This window comes from Candidatus Accumulibacter similis (genome assembly GCA_013347225.1).
Classification (GTDB): domain Bacteria; phylum Pseudomonadota; class Gammaproteobacteria; order Burkholderiales; family Rhodocyclaceae; genus Accumulibacter; species Accumulibacter similis.
On sequence record CP054595.1, the window covers coordinates 344900 to 358567 of the forward strand.

At 66.0% G+C, this 13668-nt stretch carries 13 protein-coding genes and 1 pseudogene; 2 read left to right on the top strand and 12 right to left on the bottom strand.

Going from position 1 to position 13668, the window contains the following annotated elements; translation table 11 throughout:
• Window positions 1-965: 965 nt before the first annotated feature.
• The 3 genes and pseudogenes from HT579_01530 to HT579_01540 form a co-directional block, all read right to left on the bottom strand.
• Window positions 966-1367 (bottom strand): hemerythrin family protein, encoded by a 402-nt coding sequence (locus HT579_01530; GenBank protein QKS27758.1) that lies wholly within the window; start codon window positions 1365-1367, stop codon window positions 966-968.
• Between the two features lie 139 nt (window positions 1368-1506).
• A pseudogene (locus HT579_01535) lies at window positions 1507-2572 on the bottom strand (alkene reductase).
• A 130-nt stretch (window positions 2573-2702) separates the two neighbouring features.
• Window positions 2703-3632, bottom strand: a complete 930-nt coding sequence (locus tag HT579_01540; GenBank protein QKS27759.1) for a DUF3616 domain-containing protein — start codon at window positions 3630-3632, stop codon at window positions 2703-2705.
• Between the two features lie 192 nt (window positions 3633-3824).
• Between HT579_01540 and HT579_01545 the strand changes: the two genes are divergently transcribed.
• Window positions 3825-4241: an MliC family protein gene (locus HT579_01545; GenBank protein QKS27760.1), complete on the top strand. Its 417-nt coding sequence runs from the start codon at window positions 3825-3827 to the stop codon at window positions 4239-4241.
• A gap of 124 nt (window positions 4242-4365) precedes the next feature.
• On the opposite strand, the gene HT579_01550 is transcribed toward HT579_01545, so the two are convergent.
• The 7 genes from HT579_01550 to HT579_01580 all read right to left on the bottom strand — a co-directional run bounded on the left by HT579_01550 (window position 4366) and on the right by HT579_01580 (window position 10351).
• The gene (locus tag HT579_01550; protein ID QKS27761.1) at window positions 4366-5301 is read right to left on the bottom strand and encodes a carbohydrate kinase family protein; all 936 of its coding nucleotides are present in this window, start codon (window positions 5299-5301) and stop codon (window positions 4366-4368) included.
• Between the two features lie 88 nt (window positions 5302-5389).
• Window positions 5390-6364 (bottom strand): zinc-ribbon domain-containing protein, encoded by a 975-nt coding sequence (locus HT579_01555; protein ID QKS31435.1) that lies wholly within the window; start codon window positions 6362-6364, stop codon window positions 5390-5392.
• A gap of 2 nt (window positions 6365-6366) precedes the next feature.
• Window positions 6367-7257 carry a 50S ribosomal protein L11 methyltransferase gene (gene prmA / locus HT579_01560; GenBank protein QKS27762.1) on the bottom strand — a complete coding sequence of 297 codons (891 nt, stop codon included), beginning with the start codon at window positions 7255-7257 and terminating at the stop codon, window positions 6367-6369.
• Window positions 7258-7273: 16 nt separating this feature from the next.
• Window positions 7274-8638: an acetyl-CoA carboxylase biotin carboxylase subunit gene (gene accC / locus HT579_01565; protein ID QKS27763.1), complete on the bottom strand. Its 1365-nt coding sequence runs from the start codon at window positions 8636-8638 to the stop codon at window positions 7274-7276.
• Between the two features lie 14 nt (window positions 8639-8652).
• Window positions 8653-9105 carry an acetyl-CoA carboxylase biotin carboxyl carrier protein gene (locus HT579_01570; GenBank protein QKS27764.1) on the bottom strand — a complete coding sequence of 151 codons (453 nt, stop codon included), beginning with the start codon at window positions 9103-9105 and terminating at the stop codon, window positions 8653-8655.
• An 85-nt stretch (window positions 9106-9190) separates the two neighbouring features.
• The gene (gene aroQ / locus HT579_01575) at window positions 9191-9682 is read right to left on the bottom strand and encodes a type II 3-dehydroquinate dehydratase (GenBank protein QKS27765.1); all 492 of its coding nucleotides are present in this window, start codon (window positions 9680-9682) and stop codon (window positions 9191-9193) included.
• A gap of 60 nt (window positions 9683-9742) precedes the next feature.
• Window positions 9743-10351 (bottom strand): hypothetical protein, encoded by a 609-nt coding sequence (locus tag HT579_01580; GenBank protein QKS27766.1) that lies wholly within the window; start codon window positions 10349-10351, stop codon window positions 9743-9745.
• A 116-nt stretch (window positions 10352-10467) separates the two neighbouring features.
• On the opposite strand from HT579_01580, the gene mpl reads away from it, so the two are divergent.
• A complete protein-coding gene (gene mpl, locus HT579_01585; protein ID QKS27767.1) occupies window positions 10468-11841 on the top strand; it encodes a UDP-N-acetylmuramate:L-alanyl-gamma-D-glutamyl-meso-diaminopimelate ligase in 1374 nt (457 codons plus the stop codon).
• Between the two features lie 58 nt (window positions 11842-11899).
• On the opposite strand, the gene HT579_01590 is transcribed toward mpl, so the two are convergent.
• Both HT579_01590 and HT579_01595 read right to left on the bottom strand, forming a co-directional pair.
• A complete protein-coding gene (locus HT579_01590) occupies window positions 11900-12793 on the bottom strand; it encodes a protoheme IX farnesyltransferase (GenBank protein ID QKS27768.1) in 894 nt (297 codons plus the stop codon).
• Between the two features lie 189 nt (window positions 12794-12982).
• The gene (locus HT579_01595) at window positions 12983-13519 is read right to left on the bottom strand and encodes an SCO family protein (protein QKS27769.1); all 537 of its coding nucleotides are present in this window, start codon (window positions 13517-13519) and stop codon (window positions 12983-12985) included.
• Between the last annotated feature and the right edge of the window lie 149 nt (window positions 13520-13668).

Here is a 13668-nt window from a genome sequence, read left to right on the forward strand (position 1 = left end):
AGCCGGTTGGGCGTTCAAGAAATCTTGTGGCGGGGGCGCCGGGTCGGCCTCGGCAGCGTTACAAGATGTCTTCACCAGCAGTTCGGCCTCTGCTGGCAGCGGTGCGGAGGCGTCGGGCTCGAACGGCAAGGTGGCCTGTCTCGCGGCCTCGGCAGCCGGCGCACGCGTGCCCCGGCTGTATCCCGGGTGATCCTGCCTCCAGGCACGGACCCGCGCCACCGCTTCCGGTCCACGGTGATAGTCGGGGTTCTTGGCGAGCCATCCGGCTTGGCTGGCCCGTTTGCTCGCCGCCCTGCATGCCGCCGCCCCGCAATAACGCTGGTGCCGCGCGTTACGCCTGTCCGCTACGAAGGCCCGACCGCAATTCACGCAGGGGTCCTGCTTCTCTCTGCCCATCTCGCGTCGCCTCCTGCCTCATCACAGGACGGGCTACTACACGATCTGGAAAGAAAACCAAAGAAGAACCAAGCAGCGAAGAAACACCAGCTCGATATCAATCCCTCGAAGAACATCCACCCCAAGAACATCCAACTTCACGCCGGCTCACGGCGACCACTTTCAGGTTGGCCGCGACACGGATCGGCCGGCACACGCCGTCCTCATCGCCTATCCGCACACGTCCAACTGGGATGCCCTCTACGCACTGATCCTGCCGTCGACATCGCGGCGATCGCCCGCCACTATGTCGACCGCCCCGGCAGGCACCCGGCACTTGCATCGCCCATCCGCTGGCTCGATTGAACTCCGGCCCGCTCATGCAATCGCCGGCCGCTTTCACACGTAACGCAACGTACCACCCGTTGCTCAAATGCTCGGGCGGCACGCAAGTGAGCGAGATGCAAGGCCGCGAAGGTTCACGAGACCAGCGCCGAAAACGAAGTGGTGGCAGCGGCCGCCGGTGAGGTTGGGGCCGGGCGAACAGTGGCACCGCAAGCCTCCAGCGCCACGCAAATCCTGCGCGAAGGCTACATCACTTGGGAAAGATGGGAACCCAATCGCAAGTCGGCAGTGAGTATGTGCTCGGTCAACCAGCGCTCCAGGAACTCGATGTGCTCCTCGAGCACGGGATGGTTCGCCCGCAGGAGCTCTTGCTGCAGTTCCCGAGCGCTCTTGATCAATTCCCGATGCTCGGCCTTGTGTTCCTCAATCGCATCATAACGATGCTTGAGCATCAACCGCTCTTCGTGGCTGAAGTGCCAGAGCGTACAGTGGATCAGCTCTGCCAATGTCGCCGCCAGATATTGCGGCGACTCCTCATCGACCACGGCATGATTGAGAATATCGAAAATACTCACCAACTTGCGGTGATCGTCGTCGATTTCGTCGACGCCGACGCTCAGTATCTGGTCCCAAACCAGGTCTTTCATGATTCTTCTCCTGCCTGAAGCAACGGGTCGCGCGAGTGGGGCTGGATGAGGTGAACCCTCCCGGCCGCATGAGACACGGATCGAGGCGATGGAATCATTGCTGCCGGAAGAGGTACGGCACCCCGCTCGGGCCCGCCAATCACTCGGGCACCCAGAAGGGATAATCCGTGTAGCCGGCCGGGCCGGGGGTGTAGAAGGTCGCCGGATTGGGCTCGTTCAACGGCGCGCCGCTGTTGATTCGCGCCGGCAGGTCCGGATTGGCCAGGAAGGCCGTGCCAAAGGCAACGGCGTCGAGGATGCCGGCGCTGATGGCCCGATCGGCTTCGTCCGCTGAATAGCCCATGTTGCCGATCAAGGTGCCTCTGTATTTGGCTCGCACCGGCGTCAGCACATCGCCTCTCTGCTGCTGCAAAAAGTCGCCGCGCATCAGGTGCAGGTAGGCGAGGTCGAAGTCGTTGAGCCGGCCGGCAAGCCAGCTCGCCAGTCCGATCGGGTCGCTGTCGATCATGCTGTTGTAGCTGTTCAGGGGCGACAGGCGCACCCCGACACGATCGCTGCTGCAGACGGAACAGACCTCCTCGAGCACCTCACACAGGAGGCGGGCACGATTGGCGAACGAGCCGCCATAGGGGCCCGTGCGCGCCATCGCGCAGGAACTCGTCCAGAAGGTAGCCGTTGGCGGCGTGCACCTCGACCCCGTCGAACCCGGCCGCCCGCGCGTTGGCGGCCGCCTGACCGAAACCGGCAACGATCGCCGGCAACTCGTCGTCGCGCAGCTCGCGTGGCGTGACATAGGCCTTCTTGCCCTCCGGCGTGTGCACCTCATCGCCCGTGATCGGAATCGCGCTCGGTGCCACGGGCTGGGCACCGTTGTTGAGCAACGGGTGACAGGCGCGCCCGCCGTGCCAGATCTGCAGGAAGATCCGGCCGCCGGCCGCGTGTAGCGCGTCAGTGACGTGCCGCCAGCCGGCGATCTGGGCAGGCGAATGGATTCCGGGTTCGGTCCAGAACGAGGAGTGTCCCGCCATTGCCATGGTCGCTTCGGCAATCAGCAGCCCGGCACTCGCTCGCTGCGCGTAGTACTCGGCCATCAAGGCGGTCGGAACGTGTTCGGCGTCGGCCCGGCAGCGCGTCAGCGGCGCCATGAAGATGCGGTTCGCCACGCTCACGGCGCCGAGCTGGAGGGGGCTGAACAGGGAAGGCATGCTGGTGATCTCCAGAGAAACGAGGGTGAATACTAGCGCAACCGACGATCGCTGCGGGCGACCATCGCCGCGCCGAACTGCGGATACGACGGCAAGTCACCGCTTGCCCGCCGACCGGCCGGCCGGCTGCTCAGCGGCACTCGATCTGCAATTGCCGCGGGTCAAGGAGCAGATAGCTGGCGAACCGGCCCTCCGAACGACTGCCGTCATCGCTGACGATGATGATCCACTGGCGGCCACCGATCAGCGCCGCGCCAACCCCCTCGGCGTGCTCGAAGCCCGGCAGACCGCGAACGCTCACCCGCCGCGGAGGATCCTCCTGCCCACCACGCCAGAACCACAGGGCAAACTGCGTTCGCCCGCGGCCGACCGGACCGGCGACGATGAGATAGCCATCGAGCAACGGCACGTGCGACACGGCCCGGATGCCATGTCCATGCAGGTCGAGGCTGAGGAGTTCGCTGGCAATCACTGGCGCCCGCCCGTCGTCGAACATGGCATCGGGATTGTCGATGCAGGCGATGATTGCCCGCCCGTCGAGCAGCGGACTGCGGAAACCCAGCATCAATGCACGCCGGTCCGCCCGCATCGCCAACCCTTCGACGTTCAGGCCACTGCTCTTCTTCACTTGCCGGAGGTCGGCAGCCTTTGCCAGCAGGGGATGGGTGGCGGCCAGCGCCCGCTTCAGATCGACTACCATTCGCGCTTCGACCATTTCGCCACCGGCAACGCGAAAGCGCAGCAGTTTTTCCCGCACCGGCCTCTCGTCGCCGGCGTTGTTGCGCGAGTGCGAGGTGACCGCGTAGACGCAGCCGGAGTGATCGCCGGTGACCGCCTCCAGGTCATCGAGCCGCCAGCGATCCGTATCATCGCGGTGTGCGGCCGGCAGCCGCAGTGGCGTGCAGTCGATCGGGCCACTGGCGTCGAAGCGCAGCAGGCTCAGTGGACATTGTTCCTCGTCCTCGACAACGATGAAGCGGCCGTCGGCCAGCTGGAAGATTCCCGACGGCTCGTAACAGCCGGTCAATTCCCGGAAGCACGGACGATCGTCAGCACTCATCGGCGAGACCTCGATGGGCAGCGGCTGCCGGCCTCGAGACGCCGCGCCGCCGGCGGCGTCGCTGCCGGGAGCGCATCGGCAACGCGGCCCGTCGTCGGCAAGCGAATGGCGACCCGCAACGGCGCCTGCGGTCTGGTCATCCGGCGGCGGGAAATGGTATCTTTCCCTGCAATCGACCGGAGGACCATAGCCATGCAGTTGCCTGTCACGAGATCATTGCCCTTCATTGTCCTGCTGCTCACCGCGTGCGCCACCAGCGGGCCGCAGTCGGCGACGGAAAGCAGCGACAGGAAGGTTGCTCGCACGAAGTCGGAACGACAGCAGCTCGACTTCCGGCTTGCCAGCGGCACCTATCGCTGCGAACTGGGGCAGAGCGTCGAGGTCGAGCGGCACGCGCGCGGTGACCGGGCGATCGAGGTACGCTGGGAGGGAAAGCAGCACACCTTGCAGCGGCAGGCTTCGTCGTCCGGCCTGCCGCGTTACGAAGACCGGCAGAACGGTCTGCTGTGGATCGACCTGCCGTGGAAAAGCGTGCTGATGGATGCCCACAGCGGGCGTCCGCTGGCCAACGAATGCAAGCCGCCAGCGAACAGGACGGCCAGCGGTTGAGCCCGTCCGGTCGTGTGCGCCGCCGCCCGTCCACGCTGCGCCCGCCCCCGTGGCCGCGTTGTCGACGCCGGGTCGGTGCTCTGCGCTGCGCCGCAGCTGGCGTCTGTCCGCAGCCAACTCAGTCCTACCATGGTGCGTTGGCGAAGGCGCTGGCAAAGAGCGCGGCAATGTCGCTGCGCTGCTGGCGGTGGTTCTGCCCGCCACGATGCGCTATCTTGATCGCGCCCATGACCGCCGCCAGTCGGCCGGTCTTCTCCCAGTCCCAGCCGGCGGCGATGCCGTAGAGCAGTCCCGAGCGGTAGGCGTCACCACAGCCGGTCGGGTCGACGACGGCAGCCGCCGCAACACATGGGATCTCGATGCAACGACCGCCAGCATGGATGTGAGAACCGGCACCGCCGCGCGTCACGATCAGTGCTTCGACCGCCGCCGCGAGTTCCTCGAGAGAGGCGCCGGTGCGGTCGCACAGGAGCTTCGCTTCATAGTCGTTGAAGCAGGCGTAGGTGGCAAGCCGCATGAACTCCGTCAGGTCGTCACCGGAGAACATCGGCAGACCCTGACCCGGATCGAAGACGAAGGGAATGCCCGCCGCTGCCAAGTCGCGGGCATGCTGCAGCATGCCGTCACGCCCATCGGGGGCGACGATCGCCAGGGTCGCGCCGTGCACGTCGGCAACGCGGTTGAGGTGCGAGTAGCTCATCGCTCCCGGATGGAAGGCGGTGATCTGGTTGTCGTCGAGATCGGTGGTGATGAAGGCCTGCGCCGTGTAACTGCCGTCAATCCGGCGCACGTGGGTGCGTGCCAGGCCGTGGTCGTCGAGGCGCTGGAGATAGGGATCGGCGTCGTCGCCAACGGTGGCCATGATCAGCGGATCGCCACCGAGCAGCTTGAGGTTGTAGGCAATGTTGCCGGCACAACCGCCAAACTCCCGTCGCATCTCGGGCACCAGGAAAGCGACGTTCAGGATGTGGATCTGCTCCGGCAGGATGTGATTCTTGAAGCGATCATGGAAGACCATGATGTTGTCGAAGGCGATTGAGCCGCAAATGAGTATGGGCATGGGATCTGGCGTCGGTCGGAAGGTGTGGGGCGGCAGAGAGTATAGCACCGCCACTGGCAGGGTCCTCGATCGCGGTCAGGCGTCCTGCTCAGGGATAGAAGAGGTACAGCCGGTAGCCGGCAGCGTCGATCTGCCGTGCTTCCAGCCAGAGCTTGACCTCAGTCTCGGCGTTCGTCGGGAACGAAGGGTCGGTGAGTGCGGCTGGCGACAGGTATTCCTCGGGCAGCAGGACACGCCGTGCGACCGCCTTGTCACGGGTATCGGTGAGCGTCAGCTCCAGCGCGGGATAGGCCTGCGGGTAGGGTGCCCGATTGCGCAAGGTGGCTTGCAGGACGAGGAGCTTGTCCCGTCCCGGGTGTGCCTGCAGGTCCGAACTCTCGATGCTGACAAGCGCCGCTTGGCGCGGCAGCGGGATTTCGCTGCCGAAGGCGGCACTCAACGCCGCCAGCAGCGGCCGCAGGGCCGGCGCGCTGATGCCGATGCTACCGCGCTGGTGAAAGACGAACTGGCCCGCCAGCACGCAAGCCAGGAGCACGGCAACGACGAGGAAGGTCGTCCGCACGCTGCGCGGCGCCGGCGGGGGCACGCCGGGCGCCTCCGCCAGCCATCGCGACGGGTCCGACAGGCCGTCCGCTGCGCCCGGCAGCGACTGGTCGGCGGCGGCGGCGTCCGGCGACGGCCGGTCGGCAGGCGACGACTCGTCTGCCGCGCGCTCCGGCTCCTCCGCACGCTGAATGGGGGCCGGCAAGGTCGCGATGTCGCTCACCGCCGCAACCACCGACGGACTGGCGACGGCCACCGGTCTCGCGACCGGCTCGGCCGGGCTCGGCGTCGGCTCCGTGTGAGCGCTGGCGCGCGCTTCGGGCGGCAGCCGCGATGTCGCTCCGGCTGTCGCAACCAGCGACGCAACTGCCGGCGAAGCGAGGCTGTCGCCGTCGAAGAGGTTGTCGACGGCGTTGAAGACGGCGCGGCACTGACCGCAGCGAACCTTGCCCGCCCGCAGCCGCAGCTGCTCGGGAGTGACGCGAAAGACTGTCCGGCAGGTCGGGCAGCAGGTGCGCATCGCTAGTTCCTGCTGCCGGCAAGGCAGACCCAGCCCTCGCGTGTGTCGACCACGGCCAGCGACAGATAGGGCGCATAGGCTTCGATCAGGTCATCACTCTGTTCCACGAGGATACCCGACAGTGCCAGCAGACTGCCCGGGCGCAGATGGCTGCAAAGCGCCGGCGCCAGAACCCGCAGCGGATTGGCGAGAATGTTGGCGACGACGATGTCGAACTGGCCGTCCAGTTGATCGGCCGATTCCTGGAAGCGGGCAACGACCCCATTGGCCACGGCGTTCTCGCGTGCCACCGCCACCGCCTGCGGGTCGATGTCGACGCCGACGACCTCGCTCGCACCCAGCCTGCCGGCAGCGATCGCCAGCACGCCGGAGCCGCAGCCGTAGTCGAGCAGCGACGCGCCCGGTCGGACCGACCGCTCGAGCCACTCGAGGCAGAGCCGGGTCGTCGGGTGCGAACCGGTGCCGAAAGCCATTCCCGGGTCAAGGACGAGGACGATTGCCCCGGGATCGGGTGGCGCATGCCAGGAGGGAACGATCCACAGGCGTTGAGAAACGCGAATCGGCTCGAACTGGGTTTGCGTCAGGCGCACCCAGTCCTGCTCAGGCACTTCCTCCTGGCTGAACGGGGGCGGGTCGGCGAGACCGGCCTGCGCGGCGCAGTGCAGCAGAACCTGACGGACGTCGCTATCCGAGCGTAGCAGGGCAACGACCAGCGAGCGCTCCCAGCCTGGGCGACTGAACGAGCCGGGTTCGCCGAACTGCGGTTGCTCGTCGGCGGTGCCGGCATCCGCGTCCTCTATGCTGGCGGCGATGGCCCCGGCTTCGAGCAGCGCATCGGCAAGCCGCTCGGCGTGCTGACAATCGGTGCGGATGCTCAGGGATAGCCAGGCCATAGGTCATCGGCGCTGGTCAGCCGCCTTTCTTGACCTCGCCCTTGGCAGCCAGCCACTGCTCGAGATAGTGGATGCTGGTGCCGCCCTCGATGAACCGGGAATCCTGCAGCAGTTCCTGATGCAGGGCGATGTTGGTCTTGATGCCGTCGATGCTCATTTCCGACAGTGCCGTGCGCATGCGACGCAGCGCCTGGTCGCGGCTGTCGCCGTAGGCGATCACCTTGGCGACCATCGAGTCGTAATGCGACGGAATGGTGTAGCCATGATAGATGTGCGAGTCGACACGGATACCGGGCCCCCCCGGTGGGTGGTAGAAGCTGACCTTGCCCGGCGACGGTACGAAGGTGAAGGGATCTTCGGCGTTGATGCGGCATTCGATCGCATGGCCGCGGAAGCTCAGGTCGCGCTGGCGAAAGCGCAGCTTCTCGCCAGCCGCGATGCGGATCTGCTCGGCAACCAGATCAACGCCGGTGATCAGCTCGGTGACCGGATGTTCGACCTGGATGCGGGTGTTCATCTCGATGAAGTAAAACTCGTTGTTCTCGAACAGGAACTCGAAAGTGCCCGCACCGCGGTAGTTGAGCCGGCGACAGGCCTCGGCGCAGCGCTCGCCGATGCGAACGATGTGGCGGGTGGGGATGCCGGGGGCCGGCGCCTCCTCGATGATCTTCTGGTGACGGCGCTGCATCGAGCAGTCGCGCTCACCGAGATAGACGGCGTTGCGAAAGCTGTCGGCGAGCACCTGAATCTCGACGTGGCGTGGATTCTCCAGGTATTTCTCGAGGTAGACCTGCGGATTGCCGAAGAAGCTCTGGGCCTCCGTACGCGTCATGTTGACGGCGTTGATCAGTGCCGCCTCGGTATGCACGACACGCATGCCGCGACCACCGCCGCCACCGGCGGCCTTGATGATCACCGGGTAGCCGACCGCCCTGGCGAGCAGAGCAACCTCCCGTGGATCCTCGGGCAGTACGCCTTCCGATCCGGGTACGCAGGGCACACCGGTGATCCGCATGGCCTCCTTGGCGGTGACCTTGTCTCCCATCAGCCTGATCGTCTCCGGCCGCGGTCCGATGAAGACAAAGCCGGACGATTCGACGCGCTCGGCGAAATCGGCGTTTTCCGACAGGAAGCCGTAGCCGGGATGAATCGCCTGCGCATCCGTGACCTCGGCGGCCGAGATGATTGCCGGCACGTTGAGGTAGCTCTGCGCCGACGGCGCTGGACCGATGCAGACCGATTCATCCGCCAGCCGGACATACTTGGCATCGCGGTCTGCTTCCGAATGGACGACCACGGTCTTGATACCCAGCTCGCGGCAGGCACGCTGAATGCGCAGCGCGATTTCTCCGCGGTTGGCGATGAGGACTTTCCCGAACATGGTGAAAGCGTCTCCTAGCCGACGATGAACAGCGGTTCGCCGAATTCGACCGGCTGGCCATTCTCGACCAGAATCGCTTTCACGGTCCCCGACCGCTCGGCTTCGATCTCGTTGAGCAGCTTCATGGCTTCGATGATGCACAGGGTATCGCCCGCCTTGACGGTACTGCCGACTTCGACGTAGGGCTCGGCGCCCGGACTTGGTGCGCGATAGAAGGTACCGACCATCGGCGCCTTGACGGCATCGCCCGCCGGCAATTCCGGCTCACCGGGCGCTACCACCTCTGCCGGCGCGGCGGCGATGACCGTGCTCGGCGACGGCGCGACCGGGGACATGGAGTAGTGATGCGAGACCATGCCGCCATGCTTGACGATGCGAACCTTCTCCTCGGCATCGTTGATCTCGAGTTCGGTGATGCTCGATTCCTCGACCAGATCGATCAGTTTCTTCAGTTTCCGCAGATCCATTCTCTTGCTCCCAATGATTGTTCTTCGTGCGGTCAGGTCCGTGCCAGCCCCCGACCAGTGGCCGCAATTGAGTTGAACGAAGCGCTCACTCCGCCGCGATCTGGCGCAGCAGGTACTCGAGCGCCAGCAGGTAACCCTCGCTGCCGAGTCCGCTGATGACACCGATCGCCAGGTCGGAGAAGTAAGAGTGGTGACGAAACGGCTCGCGCGCATGCACGTTCGACAGGTGTACCTCGACAAAGGGGATGCCGGTACCGGCGAGGGCGTCGCGCAGCGCGATGCTGCTGTGGGTGTAGGCGGCGGGATTGACGATCAGGTAACGGACGCCCTGCTGCTGCGCCGCGTGCACGCGCTCGATCAATGCACCTTCGTGGTTGCTCTGGAACGTCTCGAGATGGACGCCGGCCGCTGCGGCGCGATGCGCCAGCGCCATGTTGATCTCGGCGAGGCTCGTCGAACCGTAGTGGACCGGTTCGCGCGTGCCGAGGAGGTTCAGGTTGGGACCATGCAGTACCAGCAGACGCGGCGCCTCCGGCGGCTGGCCGGCGCTCGACGACGTGTCCTTTTGCTTCTTCATGGGCGCAAGTTTGCCGCAAATGACGGCATTATGTCCAGCAGAACCTCTACAGTACGCGCCTCAGAAGCCGCCCTTCGAGGCTTCGGCGAGCAGTCTGCGCACACCGTCCAGGCGAGCCCGCTCGCGCAGCCTGCCGTCACGCGTGCGCAAGCTGACTCGTTCCTGATCCCGCGGGTAGATGACGAGGTTGACCGTCGCCTCGCCGGCAACCAGGGTCAGGACGGCCTCTGCACGGTCGGTACGCGGTGTGCTGTGACGAAAATCGACTTTCTCGTTGAGCAGGAAGATCTCGACGTCCTTGGCGCTGTCGGCAAAGAGCTGGATGTCGATCTCGGCGTGGCGTCCGGCGATACCGTCTAGCACCGCACCGGTCAGATAGGGATTGAAGCGCTGCGTCGTGCTCATCAGGCGCGCGGCGATGGCGAGCAACTGCTGCTGCCTCGCCCGTTGCTCGTCTCCCTGGAACAACCGCTGGTAGGTCCGCAGCGCCTCCTCGACCTCAGCGTCGTCAGGCAGGGCGGCGTTCTCCACCAGCCCGAGCTGGCGTGCCGCCTTGCGTTTGGCAAGCGCGAAGTCACTGATGCCGCCCTCGGCCATCAGGCGCGCTGCGAGGGCGGCGAGCGGGCGGCGCTGCTGCGGACTGCGCTGACGATCCTGGCGGCTGCTCATCGAAGGTTCCCGGAGTGTTGCGTTGCGCCCGACGGGTGGGCCGTACCCGGCCGCGAGGCGGGCTTGCAGGGTTACAATCGAGCCTTTCGCGGCTGATTCTAACCTGGATTCGCGACATGCATATTCACATCCTCGGTATCTGTGGCACCTTCATGGCCGGCGTGGCGCAGCTGGCGCGTGCTGCCGGGCATCGTGTGACCGGTTGCGACAGCGGCGTTTACCCGCCGATGAGCAGCCAGCTGGCAGCGGCCGAGATCGAGGTCATCGAAGGTTACGAGGCAGCGCAGACGGCGATCGATCCGGACTGCTTCGTGGTCGGCAACGCCATCTCGCGCGGCAACCCGCTGCTGGAGGAAATCCTGGACCGCAATCTGCCCTTCGTCTCCGGTCCGCAATGGCTGGCCGAGCACGTACTGCGGCAGCGCTGGGTTCTGGCGGTCGCCGGCACACACGGCAAGACGACCACCGCCGCCATGCTTGCCTGGATCCTCGAGGACGCGGGACTCAGCCCCGGCTTCCTGATAGGTGGCGTGCCGCTGAACTTCGGCGTTTCGGCGCGTCTGCCCGGCGAGCTCAGGAGGTCGCCCTTCTTCGTCATCGAGGCCGACGAATACGATACGGCCTTCTGCGACAAGCGCTCGAAGTTCGTGCACTACCGCCCGCGGACGGCCATCCTGAACAACCTGGAGTTCGACCATGCCGACATCTTTGCCGATCTGGCGGCGATCGAGACACAGTTCCACCATTTCGTGCGCACCCTGCCACGCTCAGGCCTGATCGTCGCGAACGCCGCCGAAACCAGTCTCGAACGGGTGCTCGCTCGCGGTTGCTGGACACCGGTCGAGCGCTTCAACGACGCTGCCGGCTGGTACGCAGAGGGAAGCGATGGCGACGGAAGCCTGCAGCTCAGGCAGGCCGGCGAGTTGATCGGCAGCACGAGCTGGCATCTGAGCGGAGCGCACAATCGCAACAACGCCGTCGCCGCCCTGCTCGCCGCTCGCCACGCCGGCGTGCCGCTGACGCGCGGACTGCAGGCGCTGCAAAGCTTCACCAACGTCAAGCGCCGTCTCGAGCACCGCGGCACGGCGGCCGGGGTGACGGTCTACGACGATTTCGCCCACCATCCGACGGCAATCGCGACGACCGTCAAAGGTCTGCGCAACAAGGTGGGCAGCCGCCGCATCCTGGCGGTCATCGAGCCGCGCTCGAACACGATGAAACTGGGGGTGATGAAGGACTTGCTGCCGACCAGCCTGGGCGAAGCCGACCTGGTGTTCTGCTACAGCGCCGGCCTCGGCTGGAATGCTGCCGAAGCGCTGGCGCCGCTCGGCAGCCGGCTGCGGGTGGACGATGACCTCGATCGCCTGGTCGAGCACGTCAGGGCGGCCAGCAGGCCTGGGGATCAGGTACTGGTCATGAGCAACGGCGGCTTCGGGGGCGTGCACGACAAGCTGCTTGCCGCGCTTGCCGGGGGGCAGGAACAGGCCTGAGCGCAGCCCCCGTCGGCAGTCCACCCCTGCCTGCGGCGGCGCAACCCCGCGCGGCAGGTCAGAGCGCGTGATCGATCAGCAGGGCAGCGAAGAGCAGGGCGAGGTAGATGATCGACCAGCGGAAGGCCTTGCGCGCCGCCAGGTCCGAGTAATTGCGCCAGATGGTCCAGGCGTGGGCCAGGAAGATTCCGTTGAGGGCAACCGCGACCACCAGGTACAGCAGGCCGCTCATCCCGATCGCGTAGGGGACCAGCGTCACCGCGCTCAGGCCCAGCGTGTAAAGGAAGACGTGGCGGCGGGTGTACGCCGCACCGTGGGTCACCGGCAGCATCGGCAACCCGGCGGCCTCGTACTCGCGGGCACGGTAGAGTGCCAGCGACCAGAAGTGCGGTGGCGTCCAGACGAAGATGATCAGGAAGAGCAGCCACGCTTCCGCCGGCGCCTGTCCGGTCACTGCCGCCCAGCCCAGGACCGGCGGCATCGCCCCAGCCGCACCGCCGATGACGATGTTCTGCGAGGTGCGCGGCTTCAGGTACAGCGTGTAGACCACCGCATAGCCGACGAAGGTAATCAGGGTCAGCCACATCGTCACCGGATTGACGAAACGGTAGAGGATCGACAACCCTGCCCCGCCGAGGATTCCGGAGAAAAAGAAGGTCTCGAAGGCGCTGACCTCGCCAAGCGGCAGCGGCCGCGCCCGCGTGCGCGCCATGCGCGCGTCGATGTGCTCCTCGACGAGGCAGTTGATGGCCGCCGCGGCACCGGCGACGAAGGCGATGCCGATGGTCGCAAAGGCGAGCACCGGCATCGGCACCGGCCCGGGCGAGGCCAGGAACATGCCGATGACGGCGCAAAAGACGATCAGCGACACCACACGCGGTTTGGTCAGCGCGACGAAAGCGCGCACGCGCTGCAACGTCGGCTGCAGAAGTAGAGAAGTCGTGGCTTTCATGAACTCTTATGCGATCCAGATGGTCAGCGAGTTTAACACCAGAAAAGACGTGATCGTGCTGGCTTCGGCGCCTCGGATGCGTGAGCGCAGCCGCCGCGGTCGCCTGGCCTTCGCCGGAACGAGCGCCGCAAAACGGCACGCCCGCCGCCCGGCGCCTGCTTCTTCACACGGCGCGGTTGCCGCAGCACCTCATGGCACCAATGCAAGGTAATCGTGCAACATCGCCGGCACTGCCTGCGGCGCCGGGAAAACGGCCTTCGGACGGCCACGCGGATCGATCAGGTAGATCGCCGCCGAATGGTCGACGGCGTAATCTGCCTTGCCCTCCTTGTCGTGGCGCGAGTAGTAAACGCCGAGATGCTGCACCAGTGGCGCCAGTCCGGCGTCGTCAGCGGTGGCACCGATGAAGTCGGGGTCGAACGCGTTCGTGTAGCGGCGCAGGGTCTGCGGGTCGTCGCGCGGGTCCACGGAAACCATCAACACCTGCGGCAGGACAACGGCTCGCTCGGCCAGCATGCTCTTGAGCTCCTTCAGCTGGTAGAGGGCAGTTGGACAGATGTCCGGGCAGAAGGTATAGCCGAAGAAGAGCAGCGTCCAGCGCCCCGTGAAGTCACGGTTGGCAAATTTCCCGCCCTCGCGAAGCAGTTCAAAGGCGGGCAACGGCCGCTCGTCATCCAGCACCATCGCCGACTGCAGCCTCATCTGCGCCGGGTTCAGAGGGGCCACCCCACGCTCTACAGACAAGGCACGCCAGATGAGGCCTGCTGCGACGAGCAGCAGAAGTGCGCCTGCAGCCATTGCGGCCAGCCACCAGCGCCTGCTCATCCCGGTCGCCGAAAAGCCACTGGCGCTGGCGAAAGGGCGCCAGCAGCGGC

Coding starts and splice junctions, on each gene's coding strand:
- HT579_01530 (QKS27758.1), bottom strand. CDS start 1,367: ATGAAAGACCTGGTTTGGGACCAGATACTGAGCGTCGGCGTCGACGAA.
- accC (QKS27763.1), bottom strand. CDS start 8,638: ATGTTCGGGAAAGTCCTCATCGCCAACCGCGGAGAAATCGCGCTGCGC.
- HT579_01545 (QKS27760.1), top strand. CDS start 3,825: ATGCAGTTGCCTGTCACGAGATCATTGCCCTTCATTGTCCTGCTGCTC.
- HT579_01580 (QKS27766.1), bottom strand. CDS start 10,351: ATGAGCAGCCGCCAGGATCGTCAGCGCAGTCCGCAGCAGCGCCGCCCG.
- HT579_01550 (QKS27761.1), bottom strand. CDS start 5,301: ATGCCCATACTCATTTGCGGCTCAATCGCCTTCGACAACATCATGGTC.
- HT579_01540 (QKS27759.1), bottom strand. CDS start 3,632: ATGAGTGCTGACGATCGTCCGTGCTTCCGGGAATTGACCGGCTGTTAC.
- HT579_01590 (QKS27768.1), bottom strand. CDS start 12,793: ATGAAAGCCACGACTTCTCTACTTCTGCAGCCGACGTTGCAGCGCGTG.
- HT579_01570 (QKS27764.1), bottom strand. CDS start 9,105: ATGGATCTGCGGAAACTGAAGAAACTGATCGATCTGGTCGAGGAATCG.
- aroQ (QKS27765.1), bottom strand. CDS start 9,682: ATGAAGAAGCAAAAGGACACGTCGTCGAGCGCCGGCCAGCCGCCGGAG.
- mpl (QKS27767.1), top strand. CDS start 10,468: ATGCATATTCACATCCTCGGTATCTGTGGCACCTTCATGGCCGGCGTG.
- prmA (QKS27762.1), bottom strand. CDS start 7,257: ATGGCCTGGCTATCCCTGAGCATCCGCACCGATTGTCAGCACGCCGAG.
- HT579_01555 (QKS31435.1), bottom strand. CDS start 6,364: ATGCGCACCTGCTGCCCGACCTGCCGGACAGTCTTTCGCGTCACTCCC.